Source organism: Achromobacter maghribensis (assembly GCF_057334215.1).
In genome coordinates, this window is the sequence record NZ_JBHFII010000047.1 from 198,796 (window position 1) to 215,582 (window position 16,787).

15 protein-coding genes are annotated in these 16,787 nt (G+C 64.9%); 3 read left to right on the forward strand and 12 right to left on the reverse strand.

All coding sequences use genetic code 11. The features are described from left to right. Positions 1 to 40: 40 nt before the first annotated feature. The 9 genes from ACE039_RS20870 to ACE039_RS20910 all read right to left on the reverse strand — a co-directional run bounded on the left by ACE039_RS20870 (position 41) and on the right by ACE039_RS20910 (position 11,211). Positions 41 to 1,831 (reverse strand): aminopeptidase P family protein, encoded by a 1,791-nt coding sequence (locus tag ACE039_RS20870; RefSeq protein ID WP_485823243.1) that lies wholly within the window; start codon positions 1,829 to 1,831, stop codon positions 41 to 43. A 14-nt stretch (positions 1,832 to 1,845) separates the two neighbouring features. Next, the gene (locus ACE039_RS20875) at positions 1,846 to 2,670 is read right to left on the reverse strand and encodes a M55 family metallopeptidase (protein WP_485811712.1); all 825 of its coding nucleotides are present in this window, start codon (positions 2,668 to 2,670) and stop codon (positions 1,846 to 1,848) included. Positions 2,671 to 2,690: 20 nt separating this feature from the next. After that, complete coding sequence (locus ACE039_RS20880; RefSeq protein ID WP_485823244.1) at positions 2,691 to 3,785, reverse strand: DmpA family aminopeptidase; 1,095 nt, start codon at positions 3,783 to 3,785, stop codon at positions 2,691 to 2,693. Between the two features lie 110 nt (positions 3,786 to 3,895). Continuing rightward, a complete protein-coding gene (gene gsiD, locus ACE039_RS20885; RefSeq protein WP_105555060.1) occupies positions 3,896 to 4,795 on the reverse strand; it encodes a glutathione ABC transporter permease GsiD in 900 nt (299 codons plus the stop codon). A gap of 7 nt (positions 4,796 to 4,802) precedes the next feature. Then, positions 4,803 to 5,723 carry a glutathione ABC transporter permease GsiC gene (gene gsiC / locus ACE039_RS20890; RefSeq protein WP_105555061.1) on the reverse strand — a complete coding sequence of 307 codons (921 nt, stop codon included), beginning with the start codon at positions 5,721 to 5,723 and terminating at the stop codon, positions 4,803 to 4,805. Between the two features lie 89 nt (positions 5,724 to 5,812). Continuing rightward, positions 5,813 to 7,366 carry a glutathione ABC transporter substrate-binding protein GsiB gene (gene gsiB / locus ACE039_RS20895; protein WP_448708552.1) on the reverse strand — a complete coding sequence of 518 codons (1,554 nt, stop codon included), beginning with the start codon at positions 7,364 to 7,366 and terminating at the stop codon, positions 5,813 to 5,815. 66 nt (positions 7,367 to 7,432) lie between these two features. Further along, positions 7,433 to 9,319, reverse strand: coding sequence for a dipeptide ABC transporter ATP-binding protein (locus ACE039_RS20900; RefSeq protein ID WP_448708551.1), 1,887 nt, complete (start codon positions 9,317 to 9,319; stop codon positions 7,433 to 7,435). A gap of 39 nt (positions 9,320 to 9,358) precedes the next feature. Beyond that, positions 9,359 to 10,339 carry an isoaspartyl peptidase/L-asparaginase family protein gene (locus tag ACE039_RS20905; RefSeq protein ID WP_105555063.1) on the reverse strand — a complete coding sequence of 327 codons (981 nt, stop codon included), beginning with the start codon at positions 10,337 to 10,339 and terminating at the stop codon, positions 9,359 to 9,361. Then, on the reverse strand, positions 10,336 to 11,211 hold the full coding sequence (locus ACE039_RS20910; protein ID WP_105555064.1) for a MurR/RpiR family transcriptional regulator: 876 nt from the start codon (positions 11,209 to 11,211) through the stop codon (positions 10,336 to 10,338). Before ACE039_RS20910 ends, ACE039_RS20905 begins: the two co-directional genes overlap by 4 nt. Before the next feature lie 199 nt (positions 11,212 to 11,410). Here ACE039_RS20910 and ACE039_RS20915 point away from each other — a divergent pair, with 199 nt between their 5' ends. Continuing rightward, entirely contained in the window at positions 11,411 to 11,869 is a 459-nt protein-coding gene (locus ACE039_RS20915; protein ID WP_105555065.1) for a GNAT family N-acetyltransferase, read from the forward strand. Between the two features lie 78 nt (positions 11,870 to 11,947). Here the strand turns inward: ACE039_RS20915 and ACE039_RS20920 are convergent, their stop codons facing one another. The 3 genes from ACE039_RS20920 to ACE039_RS20930 form a co-directional block, all read right to left on the reverse strand. After that, a complete protein-coding gene (locus ACE039_RS20920) occupies positions 11,948 to 12,601 on the reverse strand; it encodes a CoA transferase subunit B (RefSeq protein ID WP_169271940.1) in 654 nt (217 codons plus the stop codon). A 12-nt stretch (positions 12,602 to 12,613) separates the two neighbouring features. Next, entirely contained in the window at positions 12,614 to 13,312 is a 699-nt protein-coding gene (locus ACE039_RS20925; RefSeq protein WP_054423951.1) for a CoA transferase subunit A, read from the reverse strand. 287 nt (positions 13,313 to 13,599) lie between these two features. Beyond that, positions 13,600 to 14,049 carry an acyl-CoA thioesterase gene (locus ACE039_RS20930; RefSeq protein WP_332007222.1) on the reverse strand — a complete coding sequence of 150 codons (450 nt, stop codon included), beginning with the start codon at positions 14,047 to 14,049 and terminating at the stop codon, positions 13,600 to 13,602. A gap of 113 nt (positions 14,050 to 14,162) precedes the next feature. Between ACE039_RS20930 and ACE039_RS20935 the strand changes: the two genes are divergently transcribed. Next, positions 14,163 to 15,809 carry an electron transfer flavoprotein-ubiquinone oxidoreductase gene (locus ACE039_RS20935; protein ID WP_199196707.1) on the forward strand — a complete coding sequence of 549 codons (1,647 nt, stop codon included), beginning with the start codon at positions 14,163 to 14,165 and terminating at the stop codon, positions 15,807 to 15,809. 67 nt (positions 15,810 to 15,876) lie between these two features. Next, a complete protein-coding gene (locus ACE039_RS20940) occupies positions 15,877 to 16,743 on the forward strand; it encodes an NAD-dependent epimerase/dehydratase family protein (protein ID WP_310032885.1) in 867 nt (288 codons plus the stop codon). Positions 16,744 to 16,787: the final 44 nt, after the last annotated feature.

A 16,787-nucleotide genomic window follows, 5' to 3' on the forward strand; every position in this document is an offset into this window, starting at 1 on the left:
ATGACGCCCGCGGCCTTTTTTCATGCGCCTGCGCGGTGGATCAGATCGCTGCGGTGCGGCGCTCAAGCCAGGCTTGCGCCTCGCCTTCGACCAGCGGCGACAGACGCTCGAATACCGTCTTGTGATAGTCATTCAGCCAGGCGGTCTCGTCGGCGCGCATCAGCGACGGTTCAATGCAGCGGGTGTCGATGGGGCACAGGGTCAGCGTCTCGAAACACAGGAATTCACCCAGTTCGGACGTCAGCCAGCTGCGGTTGGCCACCAGGTTTTCAATGCGCACGCCCCAACGGCCCGGACGATAGATGCCCGGTTCGTTTGACGTGATCATGCCCGGTTCCATCGCCGTGTGCGGGCCCGGCATGGCGCGGTACGAAATCACCTGCGGGCCTTCGTGCACGTTCAGGAAGTACCCCACGCCGTGGCCGGTGCCGTGACCGTATTCCGCACCGCCTTCCCAGATGGGCGCGCGGGCAATGGCGTCCAGCATGGGCGACGGCGTGCCGCGTGGGAACGATGCGCGCGACAGCGCGATCATGCCCTTGAGCACTAGCGTGAAATCCACTTTCTGGTCCGCGCTGGGCGTGCCCACCGCGACCACGCGGGTGATGTCGGTGGTGCCGCCCAGATACTGGCCGCCCGAATCGATCAGCAGCAGGCCATCGCCTTCGATCGTCGCGTGCGATTCCGGCGTGGCGCGGTAGTGCGGCATGGCGCCGTTGGCGTTGAAACCCGCGATGGTGGCGAAGCTGGGGCAGACATAGGCGGGCCGGCGCGCGCGGGCGGCGGTGATCTGCTCGTCGATCGTCAGTTCTGTGATGGTTTCCTTGCCCAGCGCGCCTTCGAACCACGAGAAGAATTCGCAAAGCGCCGCACCGTCCTGCGCCATCGCCTGGCGCACATGCGCCAGCTCGGCATCGGTCTTGCGGGACTTCAGCAACGTGGACGGGTTGATGGCTTCGATGCGCGGCACGGCCGGATCCATGGCGTGAAACACGCCGCAGGTCACGCGCGCCGGATCGATCAGCAGCTTCTGGTCCAGTTCAAGCGAGGCCAGGGCATCGGCGGCCTGGGCGTAACCCGCCACCTCGACGCCATCGGCGGCCAGCGTGGCCCGCAGCGCCTCGTCGACTTTGCCGTCGGCCACGAAGAGCGTGGCGTGGTCCAGGCCGATCAGCGCGTGGCCGACGAACACCGGGTTGTAGTCCACGTCGGCGCCGCGCAGGTTCAGCAACCACGCAATATCGTCCACCGTACAGATGAAATGCACATCGGCGCCGTGCGTGCGCATGGCATCGCGCACCTGCGCCAGCTTGTCGGCGCGGGTCACGCAGGCCTCGGGGGCAACGTGCTCATAGATCTTTGCGTCCGGCAGGCCGGCGCGGTCGGTCCAGACCTCGTCCAGCAGGTCCGCCCGGATCTCAAGCGTGGCGCTGGCGCTGGCCGCGGCCACCGACAAGGCGCGGAAGGCGCCCAGACCCAGCACCTGGCCGTCCACGCCGATGACGTCGCCCGCCCGCATGTTGGCGGCCAGCCAGTCGACGTGGCCCGGCGTGGACGCCAGCGCGATCTTCATCAGTTGCACGCCCGTGCCAGCCAGTTGCGCCTCGGCCTGCACCCAGTAGCGGCTATCCACCCACAGGCCGGCGAAATCTGCCGTGACGACAAGGGTTCCCACCGACCCCGTGAAGCCCGACAGCCAGCGCCGTCCTTGCCAGCGCGCCGGCAGATATTCGGACAGGTGCGGGTCCGAGGACGGAACGATATAGGCGGACAGGCCGCGGCGGCTCATGGCCTGCCGCAATTGGGCAATACGGGCGTCGGTGCTAGACATGGGGGATGGGATCCTTAGCGCAACATGAAAGACATGGCGGCCAGGCTGTTCAACGTGCGGACAGCGGCCTGCATGCTATCCGTGGTGAATCGCAAGGTGACGCCGTCCACGCGTTCCAGCGTGGGCCACATGCAGAACAGGTCGGCCAGCGCCGCGCTCTGCGTCTGCAACCGGCATTCTATAGGGGCGGCAATGCGGAAAGGAACCGGGGCCTGCTTCTTGAGGTTGCGCACGGCGGTTTCGGCCGCGGCGGCGATCGCGCGGCGCGACGCGGCCGGCGACAGCGTAATGCCGCTGCCCTGGCCGTGGGCGACCTTGGTCTGCACCCATTCGGCGCCCGGGAAGGTGTCGCGGGTTTCCGAGATAAATACGTCGTCGCCCGTCCCCAGGATGACGGGCACGCCCATTTCACCGGCCAGCGCGCCATACAGGCCCGCTTCGCCCAGCTCCATGCCGTTGATCAGCACGCGCGCGAAGGCAAAGCTGTTGATCGTGTGGGCCAGGATGCCGCGCCCTTGCGAGCGCGAGTGGTAGCCGACCATGAAAACGGCGTCGCAGCCCTCTTCCAGCCCGCCCATCATGCCCAGGTAGCGCGGCTTGCCCAGCACCAGGCGAGCGCGCTCGTCCAGGCCGTCGGGCAACAGGTTGCGAAAGCCGCCGTGCGAATCATTGACCAGGATTTCTTCGGCCCCGCCCGCAATCGCGCCTTGCACGGCCGCGTTGGCCTCGGCAGTCATCCAGGCGCGGGCGCGCTCGTATTCGCCGTTGCCGGCGCGGACTTGTTCTGCATGGAAGACGCCGGCGACGCCTTCGATATCGGTGGAAATCAGGATCTTCATGGGATCAGCCTTCAAGGAATTCAGAATGCGGTGTCGGACAGCCATTGACGCCACTGCGGCACCGCGTCGCGGATCGCGGCACGGTGATGGCCATCGCGCCCCGTCACGCCGTCGGCGTGCCAGAGCGCGGAAATGATGGCTTGTTCGCAGGCCTCGGCGGCCGCTTCGAACAAGGGATCGATGCGCGTTTCATGCAGCATCGCAATCGAAGGCATCGGCTGCTCGGCCAGTTGCGGAACAGTGTAGGCGGTGGAAAAGGCCAGCACGATGTCGCCGCTGCCGTGGCCGAACACCGAGCCGGTGCGCGCCAGGCCCGCCCCGGCCCGCAGCGACAGGCGCCGCAACTGGCGCGAATCCAGCGGCGCATCAGTTGCCAGCAACAGGATGATGGAGCCCTTCTCCGGCACGATCACCGCGTTCTCGCCCTGCTGCGCCAGGCCCCGGTCCAACTGGTCCGCCAGCCGGCGGCCAAACGGGCGGCCGGCCACGGTCAGATTGGGCAAGCGGCCGAAGTTGGCCAGCACCAGCGCGCCGACGGTATAACGCACGCCGGGCTGGATGGATGCCACGCGGGACGCCGACCCGATGCCGCCCTTGAATGAAAAACACGACATGCCGCGCCCGGCGCCCACCGCGCCCTGTGCGAACGGCTTGGCCGCGCTGGCGAACGCGTCGGCGTAATGCGCTTCCTCTACCGCCAGCGCCTGGATGTCGTTCAAATAGCCGTCATTGCATTCGAACACCAGCGGGTTCACGGTGGCCATGCCCCGCCCGATCTCGGGGTTGGCCGCGATGGCCTGGCGGATCTGTGCGTTGGCGACGGTGCCCACGCCAAAGGTGTTGGTCAGCGCGATGGGCGTTTCCAGCACGCCAAGCTCTTGCACCTGGACCAGGCCGGTGCTTTTGCCGAAGCCGTTCAACACGGTCGCAGCGGCAGGAACCTTGTCCAGAAAAGGGTCGCCGGCATGTGGGCGCACGACGGTGACGCCGGTCTGTTGCGCGCCGTCGGCCAGCGTGCAGTGCCCGACGGTGACGTCACCCACGTCGCAAATCGAATCCAACGGTCCCGACGGCAGCACGCCGATGCGGGGAAGATCCAGCGCTTGTTTGTCCATGGTTTTCGCCAAGGTCCTAAATGCAAAACGCCGCCGCCCTTCGTTCGGCTCACGCGCAACCGATTCGATAGGCGCGTGGAACGAGGGCGGCGGCGAGAAAAAGCGACGCGTTACTTGCGGTCGATCTTCGGATCGAGCGCGTCGCGCAGGCCGTCGCCCAGCAGGTTGAACGCCAGCACCGTCAGGAAGATCGCCAGGGCCGGGAAGATGGCCACGTGCGGGGCGATGACCATGTCGGCGCGTGCCTCGTTCAGCATGGCGCCCCACTCCGGCGTCGGAGGCGATGCGCCCATGCCCAGGAACGACAGGCTGGCGGCGGTGATGATCGACGTGCCGATGCGCATCGTGCCGTACACCACGATCGGCGAGATCGTGCCGGGCAGGATGTGGCGCATGATGATCGTCCAGTCGGACGCGCCCACGCTCTTGACGGCTTCGACATACGTCATCTGCTTGATCGACAGCGTGTTGCCGCGCACCAGGCGGGCAAACGCCGGCACGCTGAACACGGCCACGGCCACGATCACGTTGACCATGCTGGAACCCAGGATGGCGACCACGCCAATGGCCAGCAGCATGCCGGGAAACGCCAGCAGCACATCCGAGATCCGCATCGTGATGCGTTCCCACCAGCCTTCGTAATAGCCGGCCATCAAGCCCATGAAGGTGCCGACGATGGCACCCATGGCCACGGACAGGAAGCCCGCGGCCAGCGAGATCCGCGCGCCCATGACGATGCGGCTGAAGATGTCGCGGCCTAGCGAATCCACGCCCAGCCAGTGGGTCAGGGACGGGCCGGCGTTAAGCGCGTCGTAGTCGAAGAAGTTCTCGGCGTCGAACGGCACGATCCACGGCGCGAAGACCGCGATCACGACAAGCAGCAGGACGAAGATGCCGGCGCCCACGCCCAGCTTCTGCTTCTTGAATTTGCGCCAGAACTCGGTGGCGGGCGTGCGCACGTCGTTCTTGGAAGCGGCGGCGATGGTCGTGGCGGGTGTCGTATTGCTCATGGCCGCCTCACTTGTAACGGATGCTGGGATTGATGACGCCATAGAGCACGTCGACAATCAGGTTGATCAGGATGAATTCCAGCGAGAACAGCAGCACCAGGCCCTGGATCACCGGATAGTCGCGCTGGGTCACGGCGTCGACCAGCAGACGGCCAAGGCCGGGCCAGTTGAACACGGTCTCGACGACGATCGAGCCCCCCAGCAGAAAGCCGAACTGCAAGCCCATCATGGTCACGACGGGAATCAGCGCGTTGCGCAGCGCGTGTTTGATCACGACGCGGCGTTCGGTCAGGCCCTTGGCGCGGGCGGTCCGCACGAAGTCTTCCTGGATGACTTCCACGAAAGACGCGCGGGTGAAGCGCGCCATCACGGCAGCCACCGCGGCGCCTAGCGTAATTGACGGAAGGATGTAGTGCTTCCAGCTGGAGGCGCCGACGGTCGGCAGCCAGCCCAGATTCACGGAGAACACCTGCATCAGCATCATGCCCAGCGCGAACGCGGGGAACGAGATGCCCGACACCGCCAGCGTCATGCCAAGGCGGTCGGGCCAGCGGTTGCGCCAGACGGCGGACACGATCCCGATGATCATGCCGAAGGTCACTGACCACACCATGCTGGCCATCGTCAGCCACAAGGTGGGCATGAAGCGGTCGGAAATCTCGGTCGAGACGGGGCGCTTGGTACGCAGCGAGGTACCCAGGTCGCCTTGCAGCATATGGCTGAAATAGCGCACGAACTGCTGCGGCAGGGGCAGATCCAGCCCAAGTTCCTTACGCACCAGCTCGACCGTTTGCTGGTCGGCCTCCTGGCCCGCGGCCAGTCGCGCCGGGTCGCCCGGAAGCATGTGCACAAACAGGAACACGACCACGGCTACCAGCAGCAGCGTGGGGATCATGCCCAAAAGACGTTTGACGATGTAGGTCAGCATTGAAATTCCTGCAACATCGGCGGGGACACCGCGTCCCCGCCGTATGTGGCCTTACAAGGGCCCGAAGGCCCCGAGAGTGACTGCTAGGTTTACTGCTTCAGTTCGATGTCGCCGAACCAGAACGAGGTGTCCGGCTCCACGTACACGCCCGACAGATTCTTCGACTTCACGTACAGATTGTTCTGGGTCACCAGGAAGGCCCACGGGGCGTCCTTCCAGATGGTTTCCTGAACGTTCTTGTAGATTTCCGTCTTCTTGGCGCGATCGGTGGTGGCCAGCGCCAGCTGGATGCCCTCGTCGACCGACTTGTTCGAGTAGTACGACACGTTGTTCAGCACCGGCGGGAACGCGGCGGTGCTCAGCAACGGACGCAGACCCCAGTCGGCTTCACCGGTCGAGGACGACCAGCCGGCGTAGTACATGCGAACCTTGGCGTCTTCAGGCTTCTGCACCTGTTGAACGCGCTGCACGCGCTGACCCGATTCCAGCACTTCAACCTGCACCTTGATGCCGACTTGCGCCAGCTGCTGTTGCAGGAACTGAACCACCTTCACCGAGGTGCCGTCGTTATAGGCGGACCACAGCTGGCTTTCAAAGCCGTTGGGGTAGCCGGCTTCGGCCAGCAGGGCCTTGGCCTTCTTGATGTCGTACGGCCACGGGCCAGTCTTGTGGGCAAAGTCCACGCCCTTGGGCACGACGCCGTCCACGATGGTGGCGTAACCCGAGAAGGCGACCTTGGCCAGCGCTTCCTTGTTGATGGCGTAGTTGATGGCTTCGCGCACCTTGGGGTTGTCGAACGGCTTTTGCTGCGTGTTCATCGACAGGTAGCGGGCCATGATCGAGTTCTGGTGATCGACCACGTCCAGCTTGTCGTTCTTCTTCAGCACGGCGGCTTGTTCGAACGGCACCGGGAAGGCGAACTGCGCTTCACCCGTCTGCACCACGGCGGCGCGGGTGTTGTTGTCGGTCACGGTACGGAAGGTCAGCGTGTCGACCTTCGGGTAGCCCTTCTTCCAGTAGCCGTCGAACTTCTTGACCTTCAGGTATTCAGCCGGCTTCCATTCGACGAATTCGAACGGGCCGGTGCCCACCGGGTGGAAGCCGATTTCCTTGCCGTACTTGGCCAGGGCGGCGGGCGAGATCATCATGGCGGCCGGGTGGGCCAGCGCGTTGATGAAGGCCGAGAACGGCTTCTTCAGCGTGATCTTGATGGTCATCGGGTCAACCACTTCGGTCTTGTCGATGACGCTGAACTGGATGTAGCGCGACAGGCGGTTTTCCGGGTTGGCCGGACGATCGAAGTTGATCTTGACCGCTTCAGCGTTGAAGTCGGTGCCGTCGTGGAACTTCACGCCGGGACGCAGCTTGAACGTGTAGACCAGGCCGTCTTCGCTGACGGTGTAGTCGGTCGCCAGGACCTTCTGGACCTTCAGGTCCTTGTCGAATTCGAACAGGCCTTCGTAGTAGGCCTTGCCGGCCGCCTGGTTCAGGGTGCTGTTGGTGTTGTACGGGTCAAGCGTTTCCAGTGCGATGGAGACGGCAAACGTCACGTCCTTGGCGGCAAACGCCAACGGCGAAGTGAGCACACCGAAGGCCACCGCGGCGGCGGCCATCAGCTTGGTGGGGCGCAGAACTTTCATCATTGCAACTCCTGGTTCCAAAACGGAATTAGGGGGTTTGGTGGAAGAAAAATAGATACGACAACGGAATCAATACGCGCCGCCGACCGCATGGCGGGCAACGAAGTGATCGGTTCCAACCTGCACCAGCGGCTGCACCACGGGCTCGTCGCCGAGCTTGCGGATGGGGCTGGGAATTTCATCGGACAACAAGGTGCGCTTCAGATGGCGGCGCGCCGGATCGGCGATCGGCACGGCCGACATCAGCTTCTTGGTGTACGGGTGCTGCGGATTTTCAAAGATGGCGCGGCGCGGGCCGATCTCGACGATCTGGCCCAGGTACATCACGGCAACGCGATGGCTGACGCGTTCCACCACGGCCATGTCGTGCGAAATGAACAGGAACGAAATACCCATGTCGCGCTGCAGGTCGATCAGCAGGTTCACGATCTGCGCCTGGATCGACACGTCCAGCGCCGACACGGACTCGTCCGCGATCACAACCTTCGGGTTCAGGGCAAGCGCGCGCGCGATGCAGATGCGCTGGCGCTGGCCGCCCGAGAATTCATGCGGATAGCGCTGCGCCATTTCCGGCGGCAGGCCCACGCGTTCCAGCAGATCGGCCACGCGGCGCTCCGCGTCCCGCCCCTTCGCCACGCCGTGCACCAGCAGCGGTTCCATGATGGAAAAGCCGACGGTGACGCGCGGATCCAGCGATGCGAACGGATCCTGGAACACGAACTGGATGTCGCGGCGCAAGGATTGCAGCTCGTTGTTCTTCAGCCGGACGATGTCGCGGCCGCCAAACTTGATCTCGCCGCCCTGGCTTTCCACCAGGCGCAGCAGCGACCGGCCCGTGGTGGACTTGCCGCAACCCGATTCGCCCACCAGCGACAGCGTCTCGCCCGGGAACAGGTCGAAGCTGACCTGTTCCACGGCGTGCACGCGGCGCTGCACGCGGCTGAGGATGCCACCACGCAGGTCAAAGCGGGTTACCAGGTTGCGCACGCTCAGGATGGGCTCGCGCTTCTCGCCGGGCACGACCTGCGTGCTGGCGACGGCGGGCTCGGCCACGGGTTGTGCCTGGCCTTCCACCTGCAGCAGCGGGAAGCGCGCGGGCAGGTCGGTGCCTTCCATGGCGCCCAGCTTCGGCACCGCCGACAGCAGCGCCTTGGTGTAGGTGTGCTTGGGCGCCGCGAACACCTGATCCGACGGGCCTTCTTCGACCTTGTCGCCGCGATACATGACCAGCACGCGATCGGCCACTTCCGCCACCACGCCCATGTCGTGGGTGATGAACACCACGCCCATGTGCATCTCGTCCTGCAGTTGACGGATCAGTTGCAGGATCTGCGCCTGGATCGTGACATCCAGCGCGGTGGTGGGTTCGTCGGCGATCAGCAGCGCCGGCTTGCAGGCCAGCGCCATCGCGATCATCACGCGCTGGCGCATGCCGCCCGACAACTGATGCGGGTAGCGGTCCAGCACCGACTTGGCTTCCGGGATGCGCACCTGCTCCAGCATGCGCAGGGCCTCGGCGCGTGCGGCCGCGGCGTCCTTGCCCTGGTGCTGACGGATCGATTCGGCGATCTGGTCGCCGGCCGTGAACACCGGGTTCAAGGAGGTCATCGGCTCCTGGAAGATCATGGCCATGTCCGCGCCGCGCACATTGCGCATGACGCGCTGGCTGGAATTGGCCAGGTCGATCACCGAGCCGTTGCGCCGGCGCAGGGCCATGTTGCCCTGGGCGATGCGGCCGCCGCCATGTTCCACCAGACGCATGAGCGCCAGGGACGTCACCGACTTGCCCGAACCCGATTCGCCCACGATGGCCAGGGTTTCACCCCGGTCCACATGGAACGACAGGTTGCGCACGGCTTCGACCGTGCGCTCCGATCCTACGAAGCGCACCGTCAGGTCGTCGACCTGGACCACGCGGTTTTCCGGCAGCGCCAGGCTGTTTGCGCGATCAACCATCTTTATTAATCCCCAAAATCAAAACAGAACCCGTCACGCTTATCGATAGATCGCGGTGACCGGCTTTTCGCCTACGCGGGCGTAACCCCGATACATGCCTTCCGTGTTGAACGGCAAAGCCACATTGCCCTGGGCGTCAACGGCCACCAGGCCGCCCTTGCCGCCGATGGTGGGCAGTTTTTCCATCACGACGCGATCCGCCGCTGCTTCCAGCGACGCACCGCAATATTCCATTTGCGCCGCCACGTCATAGGCCGAGACCATGCGGATGAACATCTCGCCGGTGCCGGTCGTGGAGACCGCGCAGGTCTTGTTGCTGGCATAGGTGCCGGCGCCGATCAAGGGCGCGTCGCCCACGCGGCCGACCTGCTTGTTGGTGATGCCGCCGGTAGACGTGGCCGCGGCCACGTTGCCTTGCGCGTCGACAGCCACCGCGCCCACCGTGCCGAACTTCTTGTCGGCATCCAGCGGATCGGCGGGTGCGGGCTGGCCGCGCGCGACCATGGCCTGGCCGTCGTGGTCCAGCACGGCGGCGTCAGGCGTTTCGCGCTGCACGCGCAGCAACTGCTCGCGGCGGGCCTCGGTCGAGAAATACGACGGGTCGACGATTTCCAGGCCGGCATCGCGAGCGAAGGTTTCGGCGCCCTCGCCCACGAAAAAGACGTGCTTGCTGGTTTCCATGACGCGGCGCGCGGCGAAGATCGGATTGCGCACGCAATTCACATTGGCGATCGCACCCGAACGCAGCGTGGCGCCGTCCATGATGGCGGCGTCCAGCTCATGGGTGCCGGCGCTGGTGAACACCGCGCCGTGGCCGGCGTTGAACAGCGGACAGTCTTCCAGCAGGCGGACGGCTTCGGTGACGGCGTCCAGGGCGCTGCCGCCGCGGGCCAGCACGGCTTGGCCGGCGGTCAGGATGGACTCCAGGGCGGCCAGGTATTCCTGTTCTTTCTCGGGCGACATGGCCGCGCGGGACATCGCGCCGGCGCCACCGTGAATGGCGATCACGGGTTGAATCATCGTTTACCTACTCCATGGATAAGCCACGGCATCACGGACTGGGTCACCCCAGCGGCGGCCGCGACGGAATTTTTGGCCCGATAGGCCACCGCGGCGGAAAGCGCTTCGATCAGGCCCAGCGCGGCGGTTTCAGAATTGGGAATCAGCTGGCGCGCGGAAAACGCGTAAAGCACGACGGACGCCGTCGGTGCCAGCGGAGACGTGGGTTTGTCGGTCAGCACCAGCACCGGCACGCCGGCCTGCTTGGCGGCGGCAGCCAGCGTCACGGTGTCGGCCAGATAGCGCGGAAAGCCGATGGCGATCACCAGGTCCTTGGCGGTCATGCGCGACATCTGGCGCGCCGCGTGCGACACGCCGCCGGGGCCCGCCAGCGATTCGACCGAATGCAGGTGCATGCACAGGCCGCGTTGCAGCAGCCCAGCCAGGAAGCCGCTGGCGCCGAAACCGATGATGAACACGCGGTCGGCGGCCAGAATGGCTTCCACCGCCTGTTCACAGGCGGCCGAGTCCAGCGATTGCAGGTTGCGCTGCGCGTTGCGAATGTCTTCTTCCAGCGTGGCGGCGAAGATCTGCACGGCGCTGGCGGAATGCGCCAGTTCGGTGCGCAGCTTTTCCACCGGTTCCAGCGCGGCTTCAAACCCACGCGCCAGTTCGGCGCGGAATTGCGGGTAGCCGGGCAGGTCCAGGGCGCGCGCGAAGCGATTCGCCGTGGCAACCGACACCCCCACTGCCGCCGCGAACTCGTCGATGGTCATCGTGGCGGCGCGGAACTGGTGCGCCAACACGTATTCGGCCATCTTGTGCTGCGTCCGGCTCAGCGAGGGCTGGGCCCGGGCGATCCGATCAGCGATCGTAAGTGCGGCCTTGTTCATCGATTCGGGGGAGGGTCTTAGCGGGAGATTGTGTAAATCTGTTTACACACAAATTTTAGATAAGAAAATTCATTTTCATAGTAAGGGTATACCCGTGAATTTATGTAACAGCGCATCAAAAGAAACGGGGCCGGTTTGAGGTACGCTATCCGCGCCTGTTTTTCACCCCGCTTTTGACCTATTGCCTTGGATTGACGCAATGCCCGATTGGATCTGCAAACCCCACCAGGACCTGACCGTGCCGGAGATCTACGCGATCCTGCGCTTGCGCTCGGAAGTCTTCGTCATCGAACAGCAGTGCATCTTCCAGGACATGGATGGCAAGGACCTGAGCGGCCAGACGACGCACCTGATGGCATGGCAGGACGGCCAGCTTGCCGCCTACTGCCGCATCCTGGACCCGTCGCTTAAGGATGGCCAGATCGAGATCGGGCGCGTGATCACCGCGCCCTGGACGCGCGGCCAGGGCCTGGGCCACGAATTGATCCGCCACGCCATGCAGGAAGTGCGCCAGCGCTGGCCTGGCCGCGCCATGTACCTGGGCGCGCAGGCTCGCCTGCGCAACTACTACGGCGGACACGGCTTTGTTCAGGTCACCGAGGAATACATCGAAGACGGCATCCCGCACGTGGGCATGCGCTTGGACGAAGCGGCATAGCGCCCCCCGGGCCGCCCTTTCCTCCGCCCAAAAAAACGCCCCTTGCGGGGCGTTTTCGTAAGCGGGACGGCAGCCGGTTTATTTGACCGCCGACACGTCCAGCTTGGCCAGCGTCTTGGACTGGATTTCGTCCACCGTCACGCCTGGCGCCGTTTCCAGCAGCTTCAAGCCGTTTTCGGTGACTTCCATCACGCCCAGGTCGGTGATGATCAGGTCGACCACGCCCACGCCAGTCAGCGGCAGGTTGCATTCGGGCAGCAGCTTGATGTCTTCCGTGCCGTCTTTCTTCTTGGCCACGTGTTCCATCAGGACCACGACGCGGCCAACGCCGGCCACCAGGTCCATCGCGCCGCCCATGCCCTTGACCATCTTGCCCGGGATCATCCAGTTGGCCAGGTCGCCCTTTTCGGACACCTGCATCGCGCCCAGGATGGCCAGGTTGATCTTGCCGCCGCGGATCATCGCGAACGAGTCAGCGGACGAGAAGATCGACGAGCCCGGCAACGTCGTCACCGTCTGCTTGCCGGCATTGATCAGGTCGGCGTCGACTTCGTCATCGGTGGGGAACGGGCCGATACCCAACAGGCCATTTTCGGATTGCAGCCACACTTCCACGCCCTTGGGCACGTGGTTGGCCACCAGGGTCGGCAAGCCGATGCCCAGGTTCACATAAAAACCGTCTTGCAGTTCGCGCGCGGCGCGCGCCGCCATTTCATCGCGGGACCATGCCATGTCGTCTTCTCCTTAGGCCGGGCGAGTGGTGCGTTGTTCGATGCGCTTTTCCGGCGTCGTGTTCAGCACGATCCGTTGCACATAGATGCCGGGCAGGTGGATCTGGTCGGGATCCAGGCTGCCGGTATCAACGATCTCTTCGACCTCGACCACCGTGAACTTGCCGGCCATCGCAACGTTCGGGTTGAAGTTGCGGGCCGTCTTGCGGAACACCAGGTTGCCGCTGCGGTCGGCGATGTGCGCCTTCACCAGCGACACGTCCGGCACCAGCGAACGCTCCATCACGTATTGCTGGCCGTCGAATTCGCGGATTTCCTTGCCGTCCGCCACGATAGTGCCCACGCCGGTGCGCGTGAAGAACGCGGGGATGCCCGCGCCGCCGGCGCGCAGCTTCTCGGCCAGCGTGCCCTGCGGGGTGAACTCAAGCTCGAGCTCGCCCGACAGGAACTGGCGTTCGAATTCCTTGTTCTCGCCCACGTACGATGCAATCATCTTGCGAACCTGGCGCGTATTGAGCAACTGGCCCAAGCCGAAACCGTCGACGCCCGCATTGTTGCTGATGCAAGTCAAATCCTTCACGCCCGAATCGCGCAGCGCGGCGATCAGGGCCTCGGGAATACCGCACAGGCCGAAACCGCCCACGGCGATCATCTGACCGTCCTTGACGATGCCTGCCAGCGCCTCCTGGGCGCTTGCAAAAACCTTGTCCATCGCTCCAACTCCTAGTTAAGGTAGAACTGAAGAGTGCCCGCCCCGCCGCTTGCGCAGCCGCCCCGCGAGGGGATCAAGAAATTCGGGGAGGGCCCTGTCTTTCCTTGGAGCGCGGCTGCCGGCGTCGGCCCAACGGCATCGCGCGACATTGCCCGATGCCCCTGGGTCACGGCGCCGAGGGTGGCGCGCCCCTTTATTTCTGTTTTGATTTTGCGCTTGATTTTAACGGCATGACGGGCAATTCCGCGCAGGCTTTCGGTGGAGGGTCCCTGCGGGATTGCCCGCCCTCAGGCAGCGGGCTTGAACTGCGTGGCCATCTTGGCCAGCACGTCCTGCGGCCACGGCGCGGACGTATTGGCCACGTAGTCCATCCAGACTAGCACGTTGCGTCCGCGCGCATAGGGGCCCGCCTCGTCGCCGGCTTTCTCGAGCAGCAGCTCGAATTCGGCGCTGGAACGGCCGATGCGGGTGACTTTGTGCGTGACGCGGACGGTGGCCGGATAGGTCAGCGGACGCAGAAAATCGCACGAGGCGTGAGCCAGGATCGCGCCGTTGTCGGCCGGCAGCTCGAAGCCTGCGTCGTACAGGATCTGCATGCGCGCCTCTTCCATAAGGCGGAAATACAGCGTGTTGTTCAGATGATTCAAGGCGTCTGAGTCGCCCCACCGCAAAGGCAATTCCACCTGATGGGTATCGCCCACCGCCAGAATCCGCGCAGACAGATTGTCCGGGTTCACCAATTACTCCTGAAGGCTAAAAGAAATACGAAGGCGTGCATGGCCTCCGCCTGCAATACAATCGCCGATAATACTTCCAGCCAAATATGGAATACATACGGGGAGCTTTGCAAATGTCTGAACGCGAGTCGATGGAATATGACGTGGTCGTGGTTGGCGGTGGACCCGCCGGCCTGGCCACCGCAATCCGTCTAAAGCAGCTGGCCGCTGAAAAGAATCAGGAGATCGGCGTCTGCGTCCTTGAGAAAGGGGCGGAACTGGGTGCGCACATCCTGTCCGGCGCCGTCATGGACCCGCTGGCACTGACCGAGCTTATCCCCGACTGGAAGGAAAAAGGCGCGCCCCTGAACGTGCCGGTCACGCAGGACAAGTTCCTGTTCCTGTCCCAGACCGGCGCGCGTTCCACGCCGAACTGGCTGCTGCCGCCCTGTTTCCACAATGAAGGCAACTACATCGTCCGCCTGGGCGACGTCGTCAAATGGATGGGCGAACAGGCCGAAGCGCTGGGCGTGGACATTTTCCCCGGCTTTGCCGCCGTTGAAGTGCTGTATGACGAAAACGGCGCCGTGCGCGGCGTGGCCACCGGCGACATGGGCGTGGCCCGCGACGGCTCGCACACCGACCACTACCAGCCCGGCATGGAATTGCATGCCCGCTATACGGTGTTCGGCGAAGGCGCGCGCGGCCAACTGGGCCGCCAGCTGATCGAACGCTTCAAGCTCGACGACGGCCGCGATCCGCAAGCCTATGGCATCGGCATCAAGGAAATGTGGGAAGTCGACCCGGCGCAATCCAAGCCGGGCCTGGTGATCCACACCGCGGGCTGGCCGCTGGATTCCGATACCTACGGCGGCTCGTTCCTGTATCACCTGGACAACAACCTGGTGGCCGTGGGCATGATCGTCGGCCTGGACTACGCCAACCCCTGGCTGTCGCCGTTCGACGAATTCCAGCGCTACAAGACGCACCCCGCCATTCGCGGCACGTTCGAAGGCGGCAAACGCATCGCCTACGGCGCCCGCGCCATCACGGCGGGCGGCCTGCTGTCGCTGCCCAAGCTGACGTTCCCCGGCGGCGCGCTGGTCGGCTGCGAAGCCGGCTTCCTGAACGCGTCCCGCATCAAGGGCAGCCACGCCGCCATCAAGTCCGGCAAGCTGGCCGCCGAAGCCGCGTTCGACGCGCTTGTAGCCGACCGCCGCCAGGACGAGCTGACCGCCTACCCGAAGGCGTTCGAGGCTTCCTGGCTGCACGCCGAACTGAACAAGGCGCGCAATTTCAAGCAGTGGTTCAAGAAGGGCCGCACCATCGCCACGGTGATGACCGGTGTCGAACAGCTGCTGCTCAAAGGCAAGATGCCGTGGACCCTGCGCCACAGCAAGCCCGACCACGCCTGTCTGCAACCGGCATCGGAATGCGCGCGCATCGACTATCCCAAGCCCGACGGCAAGCTCACGTTCGACAAGCTCAGCTCGGTGTTCATCTCGAACACCAACCATGAAGAAAACGAGCCCATCCACCTGACCTTGAAAGATCCGTCGGTGCCGGTCAGCGTCAACCTGGCCAAGTACGGCGGGCCGGAATCGCGCTACTGCCCGGCCGGCGTGTACGAATTCATCAAGGACGACCACGGCGACGACCGCTTGCAGATCAACGCGCAGAACTGCGTGCACTGCAAGACGTGCGACATCAAGGACCCGACCCAGAACATCGTCTGGGTGGCGCCGCAGGGCGGCGAAGGGCCGGTGTACAGCGGCATGTGATCCGGCCGGGCCCCGCCCCGCCACAAGGCGCCCCTTGGGGCGCTTTTTCATTTTTCAGGTGACCGGCATGACCGAACGCGTACTTCTCATTGGCTGTGGCGACCTGGGCCAGCGTGTCGCCCGGCGCTTCCTGGCGCGTGGCGACGAAGTCCACGCGCTTCGCCGTCACCCGCCCGCCGACGACGGCAGCGGCATCCGATGGCTGCAAGGCGACATCACGGCGCCCGCCAGCCTGCCTTCGCTGCCTGCAGGCGTCACCCGGCTGATCCACCTGCCCGCCCCCGGCTCGCGCGACGCATCGGTCTACCGGGGTGTTTTCGTCGACGGCCTGCAGGCGGTGCTGGACGCGCTGGACGTCTCACGACTCAAGCGCGTGGTGTTCGTGTCGTCCAGCGCCGTCTACGGCGAACACCAGGGCGGCTGGGTGAACGAAGACACGCCGCCCGCGCCGCAGGGATTCAACGGCCAGGTGCTGCTGGAAGCCGAAGCGGCGCTGGCCGCGCGCGGCCTGTCGTCCACATCGCTGCGGCTGGCGGGCCTGTACGGGCCGGGCCGCCTGCAATTGATCGAACGTCTGCGCAGTGGCGCGGCAGGCGCTCCCGTACAGCCCGAGCATTGGGCCAACCGCATCCATATCGACGATGCGGCCGCCGCGGTCGTGCATCTGGCGCTGCTGCCCGACGTGGACCCCGTCTACATCGGTTGCGACGACACGCCGCTGCCGCTGCATGCCCTGTACGCCGATCTGGCGGCGATGGTCGGCGCGCCCCCGCCGCGCGTCGCGCCCGCCCCGGCGAACGTGGGTAGCAAGAAGCTCAGCAATGCCAAGTTGCGGGCCAGCGGCTTCACACTGCAGTGGCCGGATTCCCGGCTGGGATACGCCGCGCTGTTGGCGGATGCCGGCGCCGGCCCCTCCGGCACGACGCCGGCATAGTTCGCCCGGCATCGAATCGTTGCGGGCGCGGGCGGCGGATACTG

Bases quoted from the DNA above. Each gene is read 5' to 3' on its own strand.
- ACE039_RS20920 (WP_169271940.1), bottom strand. From the start codon at position 12,601: ATGGCATGGTCCCGCGATGAAATGGCGGCGCGCGCCGCGCGCGAACTG.
- gsiB (WP_448708552.1), bottom strand. From the start codon at position 7,366: ATGATGAAAGTTCTGCGCCCCACCAAGCTGATGGCCGCCGCCGCGGTG.
- ACE039_RS20915 (WP_105555065.1), top strand. From the start codon at position 11,411: ATGCCCGATTGGATCTGCAAACCCCACCAGGACCTGACCGTGCCGGAG.
- ACE039_RS20925 (WP_054423951.1), bottom strand. From the start codon at position 13,312: ATGGACAAGGTTTTTGCAAGCGCCCAGGAGGCGCTGGCAGGCATCGTC.
- ACE039_RS20910 (WP_105555064.1), bottom strand. From the start codon at position 11,211: ATGAACAAGGCCGCACTTACGATCGCTGATCGGATCGCCCGGGCCCAG.
- ACE039_RS20940 (WP_310032885.1), top strand. From the start codon at position 15,877: ATGACCGAACGCGTACTTCTCATTGGCTGTGGCGACCTGGGCCAGCGT.
- ACE039_RS20935 (WP_199196707.1), top strand. From the start codon at position 14,163: ATGTCTGAACGCGAGTCGATGGAATATGACGTGGTCGTGGTTGGCGGT.
- gsiD (WP_105555060.1), bottom strand. From the start codon at position 4,795: ATGAGCAATACGACACCCGCCACGACCATCGCCGCCGCTTCCAAGAAC.
- ACE039_RS20880 (WP_485823244.1), bottom strand. From the start codon at position 3,785: ATGGACAAACAAGCGCTGGATCTTCCCCGCATCGGCGTGCTGCCGTCG.
- ACE039_RS20875 (WP_485811712.1), bottom strand. From the start codon at position 2,670: ATGAAGATCCTGATTTCCACCGATATCGAAGGCGTCGCCGGCGTCTTC.
- gsiC (WP_105555061.1), bottom strand. From the start codon at position 5,723: ATGCTGACCTACATCGTCAAACGTCTTTTGGGCATGATCCCCACGCTG.
- ACE039_RS20870 (WP_485823243.1), bottom strand. From the start codon at position 1,831: ATGTCTAGCACCGACGCCCGTATTGCCCAATTGCGGCAGGCCATGAGC.
- ACE039_RS20900 (WP_448708551.1), bottom strand. From the start codon at position 9,319: ATGGTTGATCGCGCAAACAGCCTGGCGCTGCCGGAAAACCGCGTGGTC.
- ACE039_RS20905 (WP_105555063.1), bottom strand. From the start codon at position 10,339: ATGATTCAACCCGTGATCGCCATTCACGGTGGCGCCGGCGCGATGTCC.